We start from the raw sequence: 15,398 nt of genomic DNA, 5'->3' as shown, positions 1-15,398 counted from the left end.
TCCGGCCGGGTTCCCGGCCGGGCGAGGGCGACGCGCTATCGATTGCCCACCGCGACCAACGCCGGATAATCGCGCAGGTCGATATCGTTGGCGGCGTTGTCGCTGTACCTCAGCATGAGGTCGAACAGTCGCGAGCCCAGGAACCAGTTCCGCATCCGGATCCCGCGCGCGGTCCGCGGCGCCAGGAAGCGTCCGGCGTTGGAATTGCCGGCGATCTTGGCGTAGCGCTTCATCATCTCGTTGTAGCGCGCGAAGGCGGACGTGTGGTCGCCGTCGGCCAGTGCCAGTTCACCCGCGAGCACGTAGGCGCCGACGACCGCGAGCCCGGTTCCGAAGCCACCCAAGGTATTTCCGTACGCCGAGTCACCGACGAGTGCGATCCGGCCCTTGGTGTAGCCGCCCTTCATCCGCACCTGTCCCAGCGAATCGAGATAGAACGAATCCAGCTCACCGAGTTCGCTCATCATCGCCGGCACCGGGCCCTCGGTGCCGGCGAACGCCTCGGCGAGCACGCGTCGCTGCGCCGCCTCGTCCCGCCGGTCGTACTCCAGCGGGGCGGCGACGAACATGTACATGTGCGCGGCCTTGTTCCCGCCTCGCACCGCGAGCCGGCCGGGTTCGTTGTAGGCCGCGGACCGGTTGCGCTGCCGGGGCCCCTCCGGATCGTGGCCCCATCCGGCCGCACCGGCGGTGCAGTAGTAGTAGCCCAGATGCTTCACGTAATCGGCTTCGGGGCCGAAGGCCAGTGCCCGCACCCGGGAGTGGATGCCGTCGCAGCCGACCACCAGATCGAAGGTGCGCGCGGGTGCGCGCTCGAATTCGACCTCGACGCCCGACTCGGTCTCGCGCAGCGCGGTGACGGAGTCCCCGAACAGGTATTCGCAGCCCTCGACTGTGCGCTCGTAGAGGATCTCGGCCAGATCGCCGCGCAGGATCTCCACATCACCACCGGTGAAATCGCCTGAGATCTCGGCCAATTCGCGGCCGTCGGCGTCGTTGATCACCATGTCGGTCTTCCCCGTTCGCCGGCTCTGGATCGCCTCCCAGATCCCCATTCGCTCCAGCACCGTGCGATGGGTGGCCCCCTTGAAATCGACGGCTTGGCCGCCCGGTCGCAGCGCGGCGGCCCGCTCGACCACCGTGACCTCGAAGCCGTAGCGCCGCAGCCAGAAGGCCAGCGCCGGGCCGGCGATGCTGGCACCGGAGATGAGAACTGTCGTGTTCCGCATGATGAGCCTCGATCCTTAACTGTGTCTATTGGACGCTATTTAGCGTATGCTGGACGCAGTTTTCCGTCAAGCCGTCATTCGGAGAGGATGTCCTCATGACCGGACCGACCGCCCTAGAACTGCTGTGGGGTGCGCCGCAGCGCCCCCGGCGCGGCCCCAAGCCGTCGCTGTCACTGGAACGCATCGTCGCCGAGGCCATCACCCTGGCCGATTCGGACGGGCTGAGCGCGGTCTCGATGCAGCGACTGGCCGAGCGGCTGGGCTGCGCGAAGATGGCGCTGTACCGCTATGTGCCGGGAAAGGCCGAGCTCACCGCCCTGATGCTGGACACCGCCCTGGGCGGCCCGCCGCAGTCCACCACAGCCGCCCCCGAGCCGTGGCGCGCTGCGCTGCGGACCTGGGCCTCGACGATCGACGAGCGCTACCGCGCGCATCCGTGGACCATCGAGCTCACCGCGGGCTCGCGACCACTGGGCCCCAACGAGCTGGCCTGGATGGAGGCCGCCCTGGCACCACTGGCGGGCACCGGCCTGACCGGGGCCGAACGACTCGATACCGTCGTACTGGTGAACGGTCACGTTCGCAGCCTGGTCCAGCAGACCTCCGCCGCCGGATCACAGCGGACCGAGGACCAGATGGCGCGCGAGGTGGCCGCGATCCTGGCCGATCACGCCGAACGATTCCCCGAGGTCGTCGCCGCCTTCGCCGACTCCGGCCCCGACGGCCGCAACGCGGCGCTCGAATACGGCATCGAGCGAATCCTCGACGGAGTGTCGGTATTGATCGCCCAGCGGCGCGGTTGAGGACGAACCGGACACGAAACGAGGGCGATCATCCCCCCTCGACACCTCGGCGCGCCTACAGTCGGACTATGGCCGAACTACCGGAGCTACAACAGAACGCCGTGACCACGGTGCGCGAATTCTTCGCCGCGATGGAAATGGGCGCGGTGAACGAGGCATTGAATCTGCTGGATCCGGACATCGTGTGGAAGAACACCTCACTGCCGGATATCCGCGGCATCCACCGGGTGGGCGCGGTACTGCGCGGACTCAATCGTGATGCCTTCGGTTTCCGCGCCGATATGCGTCATATCGCCGCGGAAACCGACGGCGCACCGGCCGTCGAGGGCGAAACGGTCCTCACCGAGCGCACCGACTATCTGCGCATGGGCCCGCTGGAGATCGAGTTCTGGGTGTGCGGCACCTTCGAACTGGTCGACGGTCGCATCACCCTCTGGCACGACCATTTCAGCTGGGAGAACTTCCTGCGCGGTACGGCGGCGGGACTCTGGCACATGGTTCGCCGCCGGTAGCCCCCGCGGACCGCTCCGCCCGCACCCCCCGGGATCGGGCGGTCGTGGCGCGCACCCGCGCACCACGACCGTCGAGTTCAGCGTCGCAGATGTTCGATCTCTGCCCGCGCCGCCTCGCCGTCCGCACCGAAGTCGGTGCGAGAGAAGATGTTCCAGCGCTCGAGCAGCGGCGCGAACACCAGCTCGCCGGCCCGGTCCGGTTCGTAGATTCCGGCCTCGGCCAGCACGTCGGTGCTGTTGCGGCCGTCGGGCAGGGTGAGCTCCGGAACCCGGAAGTCCGCGATCCGGTCGGCGATCGCCCGCACGGTCTGATCCGGCACCAGATCCAGGGCCGCTGCCACCAGGTTCGCGAAGAATTCCGCCTGCAGTTCGTCGTCGACGGCGATCCGGTCGGCGATCTCGGTCACCATCGGATTCTCCCGCAGCGCGGCGATATTGCGATGCCGCACTCCGGAGGCGGCCTCTTCGAAGGCGCACTGGGCCAGCAGGTCGAGCAGATGGATGGCCGGGCGGGTGAAGCCGGTGGTCATATGCGCCATCCGGGCTCGCTCGAGTTCCACCGGATCCACCGCGCGGGTCACCATCAGGTAGTTGCGGATGAGGATCTCGTGGCGGTTCTCCTCGGCCGTCCACCGGCCGACCCAGCGCCACCACGGACCGGTCCGCAGGCGCCGGCCGAGCTCGCGATGGTACGAGGGCAAATTGTCAGCGATCAGCACGCTCACCGTGAGCGCAACCGCGGCAACCTCGCCCAGCGTGACCTGTTGCGGATCCCAGTCGGCGCCACCGAGGAATGCGAAATTGCGCCCGTCACTGAAGGGCACGTACTCGTGCGGCTGCCAGTCCCGCACCTGTTCGTTGTGACGCCGGAGATTGTCTTCCACGGCCTCCGCGAGCGATTCGAGCAGCTCACGGTCGGTCAACAGAGTTTGCACCCCGACAACGTACCGACTGTTCGCTCGTATCGGGGGATTTACGCACGGACGCCGTGCGACGCACAGCGCGGCGGCGGCGGGACCATGACATCGTCCCACCGCCGCCGCGCGCGAGGATCCGCTACTTCGGCGTCACCGTCGTCTGCCGATCCGACGAGTTCCAGGTGATCGTGCCGCCGGTGAAGTCGCTCTCCTTACCGGTCGGGTTGTCCTTCTCGTCGCTGGTCGGATAGCCCAGGTTGCCGTTCACGCCGCCGTTGCCCTCCCAGGCCGTGCGGATATCACCCCACACCACGTGGGCGTTGGTCTGTTCGCTCCAGCAGACGGCGCCGCCGGTGAACTCCTGACAGGAGCCGCCGTTGGGACCCTCCACCGACGCGCCGGTGGGCTCACCGAGCGGGCTCTGCACCCCGCCCATCTCGGTGTACTTGGTCAGGATGTGGCCGGAGACGGTGATCTCCTGGCCGTTCTGGGTCGCGATCTTGGTCTCCGAGGCCGCGGCACTCCCCGACGGCGTCTCGCCGGAGGTCATGGTGCCGGAGGCCATCGCACCCGTGGTCTCGGCCATACCCGTCGTCGTGCTGGTAGCCGAGCTGTTGTTGTCGTTGTCGTCATTGCTACAGGCAGCGGTGAACAGCAGTGCCGCACCGGCGAAAGCCATTGCGACGGCGGCAGAACGGCGAGCGAAGTGGTGCATGTCCATCCTCTCGAAAGGTGCTGGTCGGTGGCGCCGCGGAGGACGACACCACCGACCACCAGGCCAGCGCTCGGCTATGATCCGGCGAATCGCAATGGATCAGCCACAGACCGCACCGAGCAGTGTTCTTGCCGGAATATACCCGTCACTGTGTGAGCTGAACCATATTCCGAATGTTTGCTGGCCTACACCTTCGAGGCGCTCAGGAGTTCGGCCCGTATTCCTCCAGCATCTCGGTGACCAGAGCAGCGATCGGCGACCGTTCGCTGCGGGTCAGCGTGACATGGGCGAAAAGCGGATGGCCCTTGAGCTTTTCGATCACCGCGGCCACACCGTCGTGCCGGCCGACCCGCAGGTTGTCGCGCTGGGCGACGTCGTGGGTCAGCACCACCCGGGAACCGCTGCCCAGCCGGCTCAGCACCGTGAGCAGCACATTGCGTTCCAGCGACTGCGCCTCGTCCACGATCACGAACGAATCGTGCAGCGACCGGCCGCGAATGTGAGTGAGCGGCAACACCTCGAGCATGCCCCGCGCGAGCACCTCCTCCATCACCTCGGGACTCGCCAGCCCGTCGAGAGTGTCGAAGACCGCCTGGGCCCAGGGGCCCATCTTCTCGCTCTCACTGCCGGGCAGATAGCCCAGTTCCTGGCCGCCCACCGCGTACAGCGGCCGGAAGACCACGACCTTGCGCTGGGAACGCCGCTCCAGCACCGCTTCCAGGCCCGCGGTCAGCGCCAGGGCCGACTTTCCGGTGCCGGCCTTACCCCCGAGGGAGACGATGCCCACACTCTCGTCCAGCAGCAGATCCAGCGCGATGCGCTGCTCCGCCGAACGCCCGTGCAGCCCGAAGGCCTCCCGATCGCCGCGGACCAACTGCACGCGTTTGTCCGCGGTCACCCGGGCCAGGGCGCTGCCGTTCGTGCCGAGCAGCCGAATACCGGTGTGGCAGGGCAGGTCACGGGCCTCGTCGAGGTCGACCACCGAGTCGGCGTAGAGACGGTCCACACAGTCCGCGGAGACCTCCAGTTCCGCCATCCCGGTCCACCCGGAGATGACCACGTCCTGGGCGTGGTATTCCTCCGCGGGCAGGCCCACCGCGCCCGCCTTCACCCGCAGCGGAATGTCCTTGGACACCAGCACTACCCGCTGTCCCTCGGCCGCCAGATTGAGCGCACAGGCGAGGATGCGGGAATCGTTGGTGTCGGTCCGGAATCCGACCGGCAGGACGTTCGGGTCGGTGTGATTCAACTCCACCTGTAGCGTGCCGCCGTCGGTGCCGACCGGAACCCGCTGATCGAGCCGGCCGTACAGCAGGCGTAGATCGTCGAGGTTGCGCAGGGCTTCACGGGCGAACCAGCCGAGTTCGTGATGATGCCGTTTGGACTCCAATTCGCTGATGACCACCAGCGGTAACACCACATGGTGCTCGCCGAAGCGCGTCATGGCCCAGGGGTCGGACAACAACACGGAGGTGTCGATCACGAAGGATTTGAGGGGCGAGGTGCCGGCTCCCTTTCCGGAGCCTCCGCTCTTTTCGGAGCGGGTATTCGAGGGAGCGATGACGGAGCGTGCATCAGTCACGGTGGGCTCCTTTGTTGTCCGTGCCATACCCGCACGGACGTTCTCGCTGGGCCGGTCCGCCCTGGGGTCAAACGACCCGAGGGCCGGGTACCGGCCCCCTCGTACTGAATTCCTCAGCCACGATCAGGACCTCCCGCACGAGCCACAACGACGCGGCTCGCACTTCGACGGTACTGCGGTTTCGCGATTCCGGCTCCCGAGATGACAGGCGTGTCGATGAATATGTCGTTAACGCCGACCAGTAGCTATCAGTCAGCTACATGGTTGCCCGATGCCCCGGTCCGGCGGCTAGAGTCACACCATGAGCGATCCCGCGGAACTGGACAAGCTGTCGTCGAAGGAACTTCACGACCGAGCCGTCAAACATGCCGTGCGCCATGGCGATGTCAAGTTCCTGTGGCGCCTGCTCGAGCAGATTCCGGCGGCCCAGGCGGCCACCGGCGATCTCGGCGAGAGCGAAGCCGACATCAAATACGTGCTGCCCATGCTCGACGACTATGTGCACGCCGGCGAGGGCAAGATCGCCGATGCGCTGCGTCCGCTCTACATCGAGTATCTGAGCACTCACGACTGATCCCCTACCAGGTCACCGGCAAGCGGCGCAGGCCGTGGATGCCGGTGTCGTGGCGTAGTTCGACCTCTTCCGCGGGGACGGCCACGCGCAGGTCCGGGAATCGGGATATCAAGGCGGGCAGCGCGACTCGCATCTCCACCCGGGCCAGCTGCGCTCCCAGGCACAGATGCGCGCCGTAACCGAATCCGAGATGCCCGGCCGGATCGCGACGCAGGTCGAGAGTGTCGGGATCATGGAATCGAGCCGGATCACGGTTGGCCGCTTGCAGCGACAGCGCCACTGTCTCCCCCGCCGCCACGGTCTGCCCGCCGATTTCCACCTCGGCGCGAGCGACCCGGGTGCCCGTGTGGGCGATCGACAGATACCGCATCAGCTCCTCGACGGCCGGCCCGGCCAGATCGGGATGAGCGCGCAGCAGCTCGAATTGGTCGCGGTGAACGAGGAGCGCGTAGGTGCCCAGCGCGATCATGTTCACCGTGGTGTCGAGACCGGCGGCCAACAGGAAAGCGCCGATGCCGGTCAGTTCGTCCACGTCGAGTTCACCACCGGCGGCGAGATCGCCGAGCAGATCGTCGGTGGGCCGGGACTGTTTGGATCGCACCAGTTCACCCATGTAGTCGGTCATCGACGCGTAGGCGGCGTAGGCCTGTTCCGGGGTGGCGTCGACACCGCCCATGGTGGCCGCCAGTTCCTGGAATCGGTCGTGATCGTCGAACGGGACGCCGAGCAGCCCGCAGATCGTCAGAGCCGGAATCGGAAACGCGAAGGCACGCACCAGATCCACCGGTCCGCCACCGGTCCGCATGGCGTCGAGGTGGTCGGCGGTGATCCGCTCGATGCGTTCGCCGAGCTGCCGCATGCGGCGCGCGGTGAATTTGCCCGCCAGCAGCTTTCGATAGCGCGTGTGTTCCGGGGCGTCGATGCCGGTGAGGTCACCCAGTGGCGCGGGCGGGATCGCACCGATATCGGCCAGCGGATAGTGCGCAAGCTCGACCCGCGAGCTGAACCGCGGATCGGCGAGGATCTCGCGCACGACCGCGTGCCCGGTGGCGAGCCAGCCCAGGTGCCCATCGGGAAACCTCATCCGCACCAGAGGATTTCGCTCCCGCAGGATCGCCAGCCCGGCCGGCGGATCGAAAGGGCGGCCCGCCGGACGCTCGGTGGGCAGTCCGACGACGGTGGTGTCGGCGATATCGGTCATGGTCCGCTCCGTTCCTGCTTCGGTATATCCCGAACGCTACGTTGCGTTCAGTAAATCAACAACGCTATATAGCGGTAGAAACAGAAGAATGACCAGCTGAGGGCGTATTTCATCAGTGCAATGAGGATGACGCTCAATGCAACCGGCGCCGAGCTGCGTTGCAATGACCGTACCCTCGAACGCATAATTCGATCGGCACCCACGGCATGCAGGAGGCGATGTGCCCGGAGGAAGGCTCACCGAGGACGACCGTCGGCGGATCGCCGAGGGCCTGGCCCGGCATCTGGGCTATGCCGAGATCGCGCGACAGCTCGACCGGCCGACCTCCACCATCAGCCGGGAAGTGACCCGCAACGGGGGTCCCGGCCGCTATCGGCCCGAGCGCGCGCACCGCGCCGCGACACTGCGGGCTCGGCGGCCGCGCCCGAAATCAGGCGAAAACAGCACCCCCGTAGCGCATTCCGATGACACGGTGGCCCGCTACACGGCGGAATTCGGCGAGGTGCTGGTCGAGACCGGCGTCCCTCGCATCGGCGCGGCGATCGTGGCACAGCTGTACCTCAGCGAATCCGGGAGCGCGACGGCGGCGGCCCTCGCCACAGCGCTACGGGTAAGCCCCGCAACCATTTCCACCGCCGTCGCGACGCTCGAGGCACACGACCTGATCCGCCGGACCCGGGAACCCGGAACCCGGCGTGACCGCTACACCCTCGATGTCGACGCCTGGTACCGCACCACCATCGCGAGCGTGCGCGCGAACCGGACCCTCACCGAGGCCGCGCGCCGGGGCGCCGAACTACTCGGCCCGTCCAGGGCCGCCGGCGCGCGCCTGGGAGCCATGGCCGACTATCTCGACCATATCGGCGCCGACATGGAACGTTCGGCGCGCCGCTGGCGCCACCTGCTGGCTCAGCCCAGCAGTTTCCAGTCCTCGAGTCCGTCGTAGAGCGGGAAGTCCAGGGCCAGCTTGGACACGCGCGCCCGCAGCGAGCTCAGATCGGCATTACCGGCCAGGGCGGTGGCGATGATGTCGGCGACCTCGGTGAACTCGGTGTCGCCGAAGCCACGGGTGGCCAGGGCGGCGGTGCCGATGCGCAGACCCGAGGTGACCATCGGCGGCCGCGGGTCGAACGGAACGGCGTTGCGGTTCACCGTGATTCCGACCTCGTGCAGCAGATCCTCCCCCTGCTGACCGTCCATCTGCGAGTTACGCAGATCGACCAGCACCAGGTGCACATCGGTACCGCCGGTGAGCACGGTGACGCCGTTACCGGCGACATCGGCGGCGGTGAGCCGCTCGGCCAGGATCTTCGCGCCCGACAGGGTGCGCTGCTGACGCTGCTTGAACTCCTCGGTTCCGGCGATCTTGAACGCGGCGGCCTTGGCCGCGATCACGTGCATCAGCGGGCCACCCTGCTGCCCCGGGAACACCGCACTGTTGAGCTTCTTCGCGAACTCCTGCTTGGCCAGGATCAGACCTGAGCGGGGACCGCCGAGGGTCTTGTGCACGGTGGAGGAGACGACATCGGCGTGCGGCACCGGAGACGGGTGCAGACCGGCGGCGACCAGACCGGCGAAGTGCGCCATATCGACCCACAGGTAGGCCCCGACCTCGTCGGCGATCTCGCGGAACGCCGCGAAATCCAGGTGCCGTGGGTAGGCCGACCAGCCGGCCACGATCACCTTGGGCCGCACCTCGAGCGCCTGCTTGCGCAGTTCGTCCATATCGACGCGGTGATCTTCCTTGCTGACCCCGTACGCGTGGACCTCGTACAGCTTGCCGGAGAAGTTCAGCCGCATGCCGTGGGTGAGGTGACCACCGTGCGCGAGATCCAGGCCGAGCAGCTTCTCCCCCGGATTCATCAGCGACATCAGCACCGCGGCATTGGCCTGTGCGCCCGAATGCGGCTGCACATTGGCGAATTCGGCACCGAACAGCGCCTTGACCCGCTCGCGCGCCAGATTCTCCACCACGTCGACATGCTCACAACCGCCGTAGTAGCGACGCCCCGGATACCCCTCGGCGTACTTGTTGGTCAGCACACTGCCCTGCGCCTGCAGCACCGCGCGCGGCACGAAATTCTCCGAGGCGATCATCTCGAGGGTGTCGCGCTCACGGGCGAGCTCGCCCGCCATCGCGGCGGCCAGCTCCGGATCCAGTTCGGCGAGCGATTGGGTGTTGACAGATGCGGCGGTCGTCTGGGTCACCCGGACAGTCTATGCGGTGGCCGCGACGGGCCTGGAGGAGGCAGCCCGCGTAACCCCGCAAGGCCCCGCGGCCGCCGCCGTCGAGCACAGCGGTGGCCGCGACGGGCCTGGAGGAGGCAGCCCGCGTAACCCCGCAAGGCTGCGCGCCCACCCGGAAAGTCCGTTCGACAATGGGGGCTGACCGGCCCGCAAAAATGCCGTAACATTCGCCGCGCCGTCGACGACTATGACGGCGTTATCAGTCTCATTCGAGCACTCAGGGGTTCACATGCTGTATTTCACCGCTGGCACCGGCAACGCGATTCAGGATTTGCTTTTCGCACTCCTGAAGTCGGCCTGCACCATCTCCTCGGGCGGCGCCGCTGGTTGTTCCGGCTGGGGGATGTAGTTCCTGCCGGCCGATTCACCTATCGAATCGACGGTCCGGACGGGTTCGCGGCTCGGGCGCGAACCCGCGTCGATTTCCGAAGTTCCGAATTTCCCGTCAATTCGATCGATAGCCGCGAACCGGACATTGCGATTCGCATCACTGTTCACAATTTTCCGGATATCGAATTTTCTTCACTGCGCTAACCACATGGCGCGCCGTGCCGATATTCCGGTGCGGCCCCGGTCGTCGTCCACCGGCCCCGTCTCGGATTCCCGTCACGAGGAGCACATCATGCAGCCGATCTTCGTCCCCGTCGATCCCCTGCGGGCACTGCTGATGCGCCGGCAGAACATCGTATGCGCGCTGCTGTCCGGGCAGCCCCGCAGCATGATGCCGATGTGGGCCGGGGTCCGATCACGGACGTCGCAGCGCCGCCGGGGTCAGCGGTTCATCGAGCAGCCTGCCGAAGCGGGCGACTCGATCCGCCGTATCGACGGCGCGATCCAGCCAGCCGCCCAGCAGCCGATACCCCTCGACATAGGTGCTGATGTACGCGCGCCACAGCGGTGAGGACAGGAACCGCAGGGACTGTCGGGCGCGTTCGGGAGTAGTCAGACTCCAGCGCTGGAGGAATTCGGCGACCTCATCGACATCGCGACCGCGGTCGTGCAGCAGCAGTGCCGCATCCTGGCGCACGCCGAGCAGTTTCGACGAGGCGGTCGAAAGCCGTTGCGCGCGTTCACCGTCGAAACGCAGGCCGAGATCGGCGTAGATCTCCTGGGCCCAGATGCCCCAGTCCGGCCCGACGATCGATGTCAGGGCCAGATCCGCCAGTCCCTCCGCCATCAGGCACTGCGGAGTGTTGACCACGAACAACGTCTGCTCGTCCTGTCCGGCCGCGACCAGCCCCGCCTCCTTACGGCAATGCTCGGTGTGATGGCCGGGATAGGCCTCGTGCGCGATCAGCGCGGGCAGGTTCGCCATATGTTGTTTGAGGTCGGAATTGATCGCCACCTTGGACTGGAAATTGCCGAGGTAGTAGTTGAACCCGGACCACGGTTTGTCGCCGACGACTTCATATTCCACGCGCTCGTGATCCGGCAGCGGATACCGCTCGCGCACCAGCTCGCGCAGCGCGCCGGAGAAGGCCTGGACACATTCGGTCAGCCGGTGCGGCGGAATCTCGTCGGCGCGCCGATGTGCGGTCATGCGCTCGAGCAGCGAACCGTCACCGGCGAGGACCTCGTCCAGCTGCCGATGGGCGTCGCGGTAGTCCTCCACCTCGCCGAGTTCGATATCCACGTCGAAATACGCCCGCACCTCGGCGACGAACGAGATCCGGTCGCCGGCGAACTTGCGTCCCGAGCATTCCAGCGCGCGCAGATGGGCCGCGAGGAATTCGGTCCGCCGCGCACTCAGACCCGCCTCGGGCAGCTCCTTCGACAGTGCCGCCGCCCGCTCGGCCAACTCGCGCGGCGCGGGCGCGGGGCCCGATTCCACGGCCCGGCGCAGCGCCGGATCGCCGGTGAAGGCGTCGACGAATCCGGGTTCCAGCCGATCGAAAGCCAGTCCCAGGCGCAGATATTCGGTGACGAGCGGGTGCGCGTGCATGGCATCCGACGATAGCCGCTGCGCCCCGGGCGGTCGGCCCGCACAGCCGAAACCCGACATCCCCGAGAGAAATGTCACCCATAGTTACTGGCGGGTAATAACACCCCGCGTTCGATGCGGTGTCGACCTCGAGGAGAATTCGCCTATGCGAGGACTGTCGAGCGAATCTCACCGCGCCGGGCACGGCACAGCTTCATCGGTGACATCGGGGCGGACGATCGTGCGCGCACCCGGCGCAAAGATGCCGGACCGGGAGTGTGACTAGGTGGGGCGGATGAGTGAGCCGAGTCCGTACGTCGAATTCGATCGCAAACAATGGCGCATGCTGCGCAAGTCGACACCTCTGATTCTCACCGAGGAAGAACTGATCGGCCTGCGCGGTCTGGGCGAGCAGATCGACCTCGAGGAAGTCGCCGAGGTCTACCTGCCGCTGGCCCGGTTGATTCATCTGCAGGTCGCCGCCCGGCAGCGACTGTTCGCCGCGACCGCGACCTTTCTCGGCGAGACCCACCCCGATCATCAGGTGCCGTTCGTCATCGGGATCGCCGGAAGTGTGGCCGTCGGAAAATCCACCACGGCCCGCGTTCTGCAGGCACTGCTCGCCCGCTGGGATCATCATCCGCGCGTCGATCTGGTGACCACCGACGGATTCCTCTATCCCACAGCGGAGCTCACCCGGCGCGGCATCATGCACCGCAAGGGCTTCCCGGAAAGTTACAACCGGCGCAAACTGCTTCGCTTCGTCACCGAGGTCAAATCCGGTGCGCCCGAAGTGTGCGCACCGATGTACTCGCATATCGCCTACGACATCCTGCCCGACCAATTCCACTGCGTGCGCCAGCCCGACATCCTCATCGTGGAGGGGCTCAACGTGCTGCAGACCGGACCTCGGCTGATGGTGTCGGATCTGTTCGATTTCTCGATCTACGTCGATGCGCGCATCGAGAACATCGAGCGCTGGTACGTCGATCGTTTTCTGTCCCTCCGGAAAACGGCGTTCGCCGATCCGCGGTCGCATTTCCACCACTACGCGAAGTTCACCGATTCCGAGGCGACCGTCGCGGCTCAGGAGATCTGGAACGCCACCAACCGCCCCAATCTGGTGGAGAACATCCTGCCGACCCGCCCCCGGGCGACACTGGTGCTGCGCAAGGACTCCGACCACAGCATCAATCGGATCCGGTTGCGCAAGCTCTGATCACGTCGGCCATGCCGCGTCGAGCCGGACCGCGACATCGATATCGCGCACGGCCGCGATATGCGGTTTACGGATCTCGGTGGCCACATAGCGCGCCACGAACCGGCGGATCTCGTGATCGACGCCGGCCAGCAATCGCAGCAGCCGCCCGCGCCGGGTAGCGGTGGCGATATCGATGCGCACATCACCGGGGCGCGGTTCGGCGATATCCACGATGATCCGCAGCGGCGCCGCGGTCCGGACGGCCAGATGGACGTCGACGAAGCCGGTGATCGCGAATCGGTGCCGATCGACCGCGAGATCCAGCAGAAGATCGATATCCAGCGGTATCGCCAGATCGAAGCCGACGACCTCCTCGACGGACCGGCGCAGCACCGGCTCACCGAGCTGCACCTGCGCCGACGCCTTGGCCAGACGTGCCGGGCCGACGCCGATCGGGCCGAAATCGAGTGCGCTGCCCGCCAATTGGGCGAAGACACCCGCGATACGTTGTTCGGATGCGGCATAGGCCACGAACCGCCGGCCGAATTCGGCATAGCTGACATACGGCAGCAGAGCTCCGGCCGACTCCGCCGCACCGCTGCCCATCTCGCCCATGTTCGCGACGGTACGCGAACGCCGCTACGGGCCGGGCGATGATCATGCAATGCAACACATCCTGCGCCGGGCTGTTATCTACTCTCCGCCCGTATCTACTCTCCGCCCGGCGGCGCCGCTCAGATTCCGTAACGGCGATGCCGCGCGGCGTAATCGCGCAGGGCGCGCAGGAAGTCCACCCGGCGGAATTCGGGCCAGTAGGCCTCGGTGAACCAGATCTCGGAATAGGCGCTCTGCCAGAGCAGGAAGCCCGACAGCCGCTGCTCCCCGGAGGTGCGGATGACCAGGTCCGGGTCGGGCTGACCGGAGGTGTAGAGATGCTGGCCGATGGCATTGACGGTGATCGACTGGACCAGATCCTCACCGGTCTCGCCCGCCGCGATCTCCTGCCGCACCAGCGACTGCACCGCGTCGGCGATCTCCTGCCGGCCGCCGTATCCGATCGCGACGTTCACGTGCACGCCCGCGCGGCCGTGGGTTTCGTCGGCCGCCTTCTGCATCCGCCGCGCCACATCCTCGGGCAGTCCGGCGAGGGTGCCGACGATGCGGACGCCCCAGTTGTTCTCCGGCGCCGACAGCTCCTCGACCACATCGGTGATCACCTCGAACAGGGTCTCCAGCTCATCGGCGGAGCGGCTGAGGTTCTCGGTCGACAGCAGGTACACCGTCACCATCTCGATGCCCTCGACCTGACACCAGCCGACCAGTTCGGCGATCTTGAGCGCGCCCACGCGGTGACCGTGCGTGACGTCGGTGAAGCCGTTCTCGCGGGCCCATCGGCGGTTGCCGTCGCAGACCACGGCGACGTGGCGCGGATGCTGTTTCCCGGCGAGCTGCTTCGACAGCCGCGTCTCGTAGATGCGATAGGGCAGGCCGCGCACCTTATTGCCGAGCACCCGACTAGCAAGCTTCACGGCTGCCAACCTTATCCACCTCTCGCGTGCCGCCCGAGCCATGGCAGCGGACACCACGAATCAGTTCATTGGGTTCGCTCGACCATATCTCGGCGGCCACCGGCGCGCCGAGCCTACTGCCGGTACAGTGGCTGAAGACCCAACCTACGGAACCGTAGGTTACTAGGAGGTAACTTGTGCCCGAATCGGTGAGCTCGGCGAATCCGGATCTCGGCGCCCACATCACGCCCGCCGCGCGGGAACCGGCCCTGGCGGATGCGGCGCGGGAGGGCATGCGCGCCGTCAAACCGCGGATGCGGGGCTGGATCCACACCTACGCCGTGGCCGTCGCCGCGGTGGCGGTCGCGGTACTGGTCGCGGTCGCGGCCACGGTATCCGCGACGGCGGGCTGGTCGACACTGATCTACGGCCTGACGGTGTGCGGCCTGTTCGGCGTGAGCGCGATCTACCACCGGGTGACCTGGCGCACCGTCGAGGCCCGGACCCACATGAAGCGCGCCGACCATTCGATGATCTTCCTGTTCATCGCCGGGAGCTACACCCCGTTCGCACTGCTGGGCCTGCCCGGCGCGACCGGGATCACCCTGCTGATCGTGGTCTGGTGCGGCGCGGTGGCCGGAGTCGGGCTGAAACTGTTGTGGCCGACCGCGCCACGCTGGGTCGGGGTCCCGCTGTATCTGCTACTGGGCTGGGCCATCGTGCCGGTCGCCGCGACATTGACCCACAACGTGGGGGTGGCGCCCATGGTGCTGCTGCTGATCGGTGGGATTGCTTACAGTGCCGGCGCGATCCTGTACGCGACGAAATGGCCGAATCCGTGGCCGGAGATCTTCGGGCATCACGAATTCTTCCATGCCGCAACGGTTCTCGCGGCCCTGTGTCACTACGTGGCGATCTGGCTCGTCGTATTGTCGTAGGACAAGATCACCGGTAACCCGTCGCGCCGACACGGGCGGGTTCTATGCTC

Annotated in this window: 16 protein-coding genes; 6 read left to right on the top strand and 10 right to left on the bottom strand. The window is 66.8% G+C overall.

Annotated elements, in window-relative coordinates; genetic code table 11:
* Nucleotides 1-35 precede the first annotated feature (35 nt).
* Nucleotides 36-1,229, bottom strand: coding sequence for an FAD-dependent monooxygenase (locus LKD76_RS06510; RefSeq protein ID WP_227980055.1), 1,194 nt, complete (start codon nucleotides 1,227-1,229; stop codon nucleotides 36-38).
* A gap of 95 nt (nucleotides 1,230-1,324) precedes the next feature.
* On the opposite strand from LKD76_RS06510, the gene LKD76_RS06505 reads away from it, so the two are divergent.
* Together LKD76_RS06505 and LKD76_RS06500 are read left to right on the top strand one after the other, a co-directional pair.
* Nucleotides 1,325-2,032: a TetR/AcrR family transcriptional regulator gene (locus LKD76_RS06505; RefSeq protein WP_227980054.1), complete on the top strand. Its 708-nt coding sequence runs from the start codon at nucleotides 1,325-1,327 to the stop codon at nucleotides 2,030-2,032.
* A gap of 68 nt (nucleotides 2,033-2,100) precedes the next feature.
* Nucleotides 2,101-2,544: a limonene-1,2-epoxide hydrolase family protein gene (locus tag LKD76_RS06500; protein ID WP_227980053.1), complete on the top strand. Its 444-nt coding sequence runs from the start codon at nucleotides 2,101-2,103 to the stop codon at nucleotides 2,542-2,544.
* A gap of 77 nt (nucleotides 2,545-2,621) precedes the next feature.
* Here the strand turns inward: LKD76_RS06500 and LKD76_RS06495 are convergent, their stop codons facing one another.
* From LKD76_RS06495 to phoH2, 3 genes are all read right to left on the bottom strand, one after another.
* Nucleotides 2,622-3,479, bottom strand: a complete 858-nt coding sequence (locus LKD76_RS06495; protein ID WP_227980052.1) for an acyl-ACP desaturase — start codon at nucleotides 3,477-3,479, stop codon at nucleotides 2,622-2,624.
* Nucleotides 3,480-3,600: 121 nt separating this feature from the next.
* Entirely contained in the window at nucleotides 3,601-4,176 is a 576-nt protein-coding gene (locus LKD76_RS06490) for an LGFP repeat-containing protein (protein ID WP_227980051.1), read from the bottom strand.
* 202 nt (nucleotides 4,177-4,378) lie between these two features.
* Nucleotides 4,379-5,785: an RNA 5'-3' helicase PhoH2 gene (gene phoH2, locus LKD76_RS06485; protein ID WP_255659678.1), complete on the bottom strand. Its 1,407-nt coding sequence runs from the start codon at nucleotides 5,783-5,785 to the stop codon at nucleotides 4,379-4,381.
* A 274-nt stretch (nucleotides 5,786-6,059) separates the two neighbouring features.
* On the opposite strand from phoH2, the gene LKD76_RS06480 reads away from it, so the two are divergent.
* A complete protein-coding gene (locus LKD76_RS06480; protein ID WP_227980049.1) occupies nucleotides 6,060-6,332 on the top strand; it encodes a hypothetical protein in 273 nt (90 codons plus the stop codon).
* A gap of 4 nt (nucleotides 6,333-6,336) precedes the next feature.
* Here LKD76_RS06480 and LKD76_RS06475 read toward each other — a convergent pair whose 3' ends face one another.
* Nucleotides 6,337-7,533, bottom strand: a complete 1,197-nt coding sequence (locus tag LKD76_RS06475) for a cytochrome P450 (RefSeq protein WP_227980048.1) — start codon at nucleotides 7,531-7,533, stop codon at nucleotides 6,337-6,339.
* Between the two features lie 220 nt (nucleotides 7,534-7,753).
* Between LKD76_RS06475 and LKD76_RS32095 the strand changes: the two genes are divergently transcribed.
* Nucleotides 7,754-8,479, top strand: coding sequence for a GbsR/MarR family transcriptional regulator (locus tag LKD76_RS32095; protein ID WP_227980047.1), 726 nt, complete (start codon nucleotides 7,754-7,756; stop codon nucleotides 8,477-8,479).
* On the opposite strand, the gene glyA is transcribed toward LKD76_RS32095, so the two are convergent.
* The 3 genes from glyA to LKD76_RS06455 all read right to left on the bottom strand — a co-directional run bounded on the left by glyA (nucleotide 8,443) and on the right by LKD76_RS06455 (nucleotide 11,722).
* Nucleotides 8,443-9,741: a serine hydroxymethyltransferase gene (gene glyA, locus LKD76_RS06465; RefSeq protein ID WP_227980046.1), complete on the bottom strand. Its 1,299-nt coding sequence runs from the start codon at nucleotides 9,739-9,741 to the stop codon at nucleotides 8,443-8,445. The two genes, LKD76_RS32095 and glyA, sit on opposite strands and share 37 nt — an antisense overlap.
* A 303-nt stretch (nucleotides 9,742-10,044) precedes the next feature.
* Entirely contained in the window at nucleotides 10,045-10,278 is a 234-nt protein-coding gene (locus LKD76_RS06460; RefSeq protein ID WP_227980045.1) for a hypothetical protein, read from the bottom strand.
* 247 nt (nucleotides 10,279-10,525) lie between these two features.
* Nucleotides 10,526-11,722: a DUF885 domain-containing protein gene (locus LKD76_RS06455; protein WP_227980044.1), complete on the bottom strand. Its 1,197-nt coding sequence runs from the start codon at nucleotides 11,720-11,722 to the stop codon at nucleotides 10,526-10,528.
* 265 nt (nucleotides 11,723-11,987) lie between these two features.
* Here LKD76_RS06455 and coaA point away from each other — a divergent pair, with 265 nt between their 5' ends.
* On the top strand, nucleotides 11,988-12,920 hold the full coding sequence (gene coaA, locus LKD76_RS06450) for a type I pantothenate kinase (protein WP_227980043.1): 933 nt from the start codon (nucleotides 11,988-11,990) through the stop codon (nucleotides 12,918-12,920).
* On the opposite strand, the gene LKD76_RS06445 is transcribed toward coaA, so the two are convergent.
* Nucleotides 12,921-13,517: a hypothetical protein gene (locus LKD76_RS06445; protein WP_227980042.1), complete on the bottom strand. Its 597-nt coding sequence runs from the start codon at nucleotides 13,515-13,517 to the stop codon at nucleotides 12,921-12,923.
* Nucleotides 13,518-13,636: 119 nt separating this feature from the next.
* Nucleotides 13,637-14,431, bottom strand: a complete 795-nt coding sequence (locus LKD76_RS06440) for an isoprenyl transferase (RefSeq protein WP_227980041.1) — start codon at nucleotides 14,429-14,431, stop codon at nucleotides 13,637-13,639.
* 272 nt (nucleotides 14,432-14,703) lie between these two features.
* Here LKD76_RS06440 and trhA point away from each other — a divergent pair, with 272 nt between their 5' ends.
* Nucleotides 14,704-15,348 carry a PAQR family membrane homeostasis protein TrhA gene (gene trhA / locus LKD76_RS06435; RefSeq protein WP_227985117.1) on the top strand — a complete coding sequence of 215 codons (645 nt, stop codon included), beginning with the start codon at nucleotides 14,704-14,706 and terminating at the stop codon, nucleotides 15,346-15,348.
* The last annotated feature ends 50 nt before the right edge of the window (nucleotides 15,349-15,398 follow it).

It is taken from the genome of Nocardia spumae (assembly GCF_020733635.1).
GTDB classification, from domain to species: Bacteria; Actinomycetota; Actinomycetes; order Mycobacteriales; family Mycobacteriaceae; genus Nocardia; species Nocardia spumae.
Note: the sequence above shows the minus strand (reverse complement) of the source record. Positions and strands in the feature narration are given on the sequence as shown.

Bases quoted from the DNA above. Each gene is read 5' to 3' on its own strand.
- LKD76_RS06500 (WP_227980053.1), top strand. From the start codon at position 2,101: ATGGCCGAACTACCGGAGCTACAACAGAACGCCGTGACCACGGTGCGC.
- LKD76_RS06490 (WP_227980051.1), bottom strand. From the start codon at position 4,176: ATGCACCACTTCGCTCGCCGTTCTGCCGCCGTCGCAATGGCTTTCGCC.
- LKD76_RS06455 (WP_227980044.1), bottom strand. From the start codon at position 11,722: ATGCACGCGCACCCGCTCGTCACCGAATATCTGCGCCTGGGACTGGCT.
- phoH2 (WP_255659678.1), bottom strand. From the start codon at position 5,785: ATGGCACGGACAACAAAGGAGCCCACCGTGACTGATGCACGCTCCGTC.
- LKD76_RS06505 (WP_227980054.1), top strand. From the start codon at position 1,325: ATGACCGGACCGACCGCCCTAGAACTGCTGTGGGGTGCGCCGCAGCGC.
- LKD76_RS06510 (WP_227980055.1), bottom strand. From the start codon at position 1,229: ATGCGGAACACGACAGTTCTCATCTCCGGTGCCAGCATCGCCGGCCCG.
- trhA (WP_227985117.1), top strand. From the start codon at position 14,704: ATGCGCGCCGTCAAACCGCGGATGCGGGGCTGGATCCACACCTACGCC.
- LKD76_RS06475 (WP_227980048.1), bottom strand. From the start codon at position 7,533: ATGACCGATATCGCCGACACCACCGTCGTCGGACTGCCCACCGAGCGT.
- LKD76_RS06480 (WP_227980049.1), top strand. From the start codon at position 6,060: ATGAGCGATCCCGCGGAACTGGACAAGCTGTCGTCGAAGGAACTTCAC.
- LKD76_RS06445 (WP_227980042.1), bottom strand. From the start codon at position 13,517: ATGGGCGAGATGGGCAGCGGTGCGGCGGAGTCGGCCGGAGCTCTGCTG.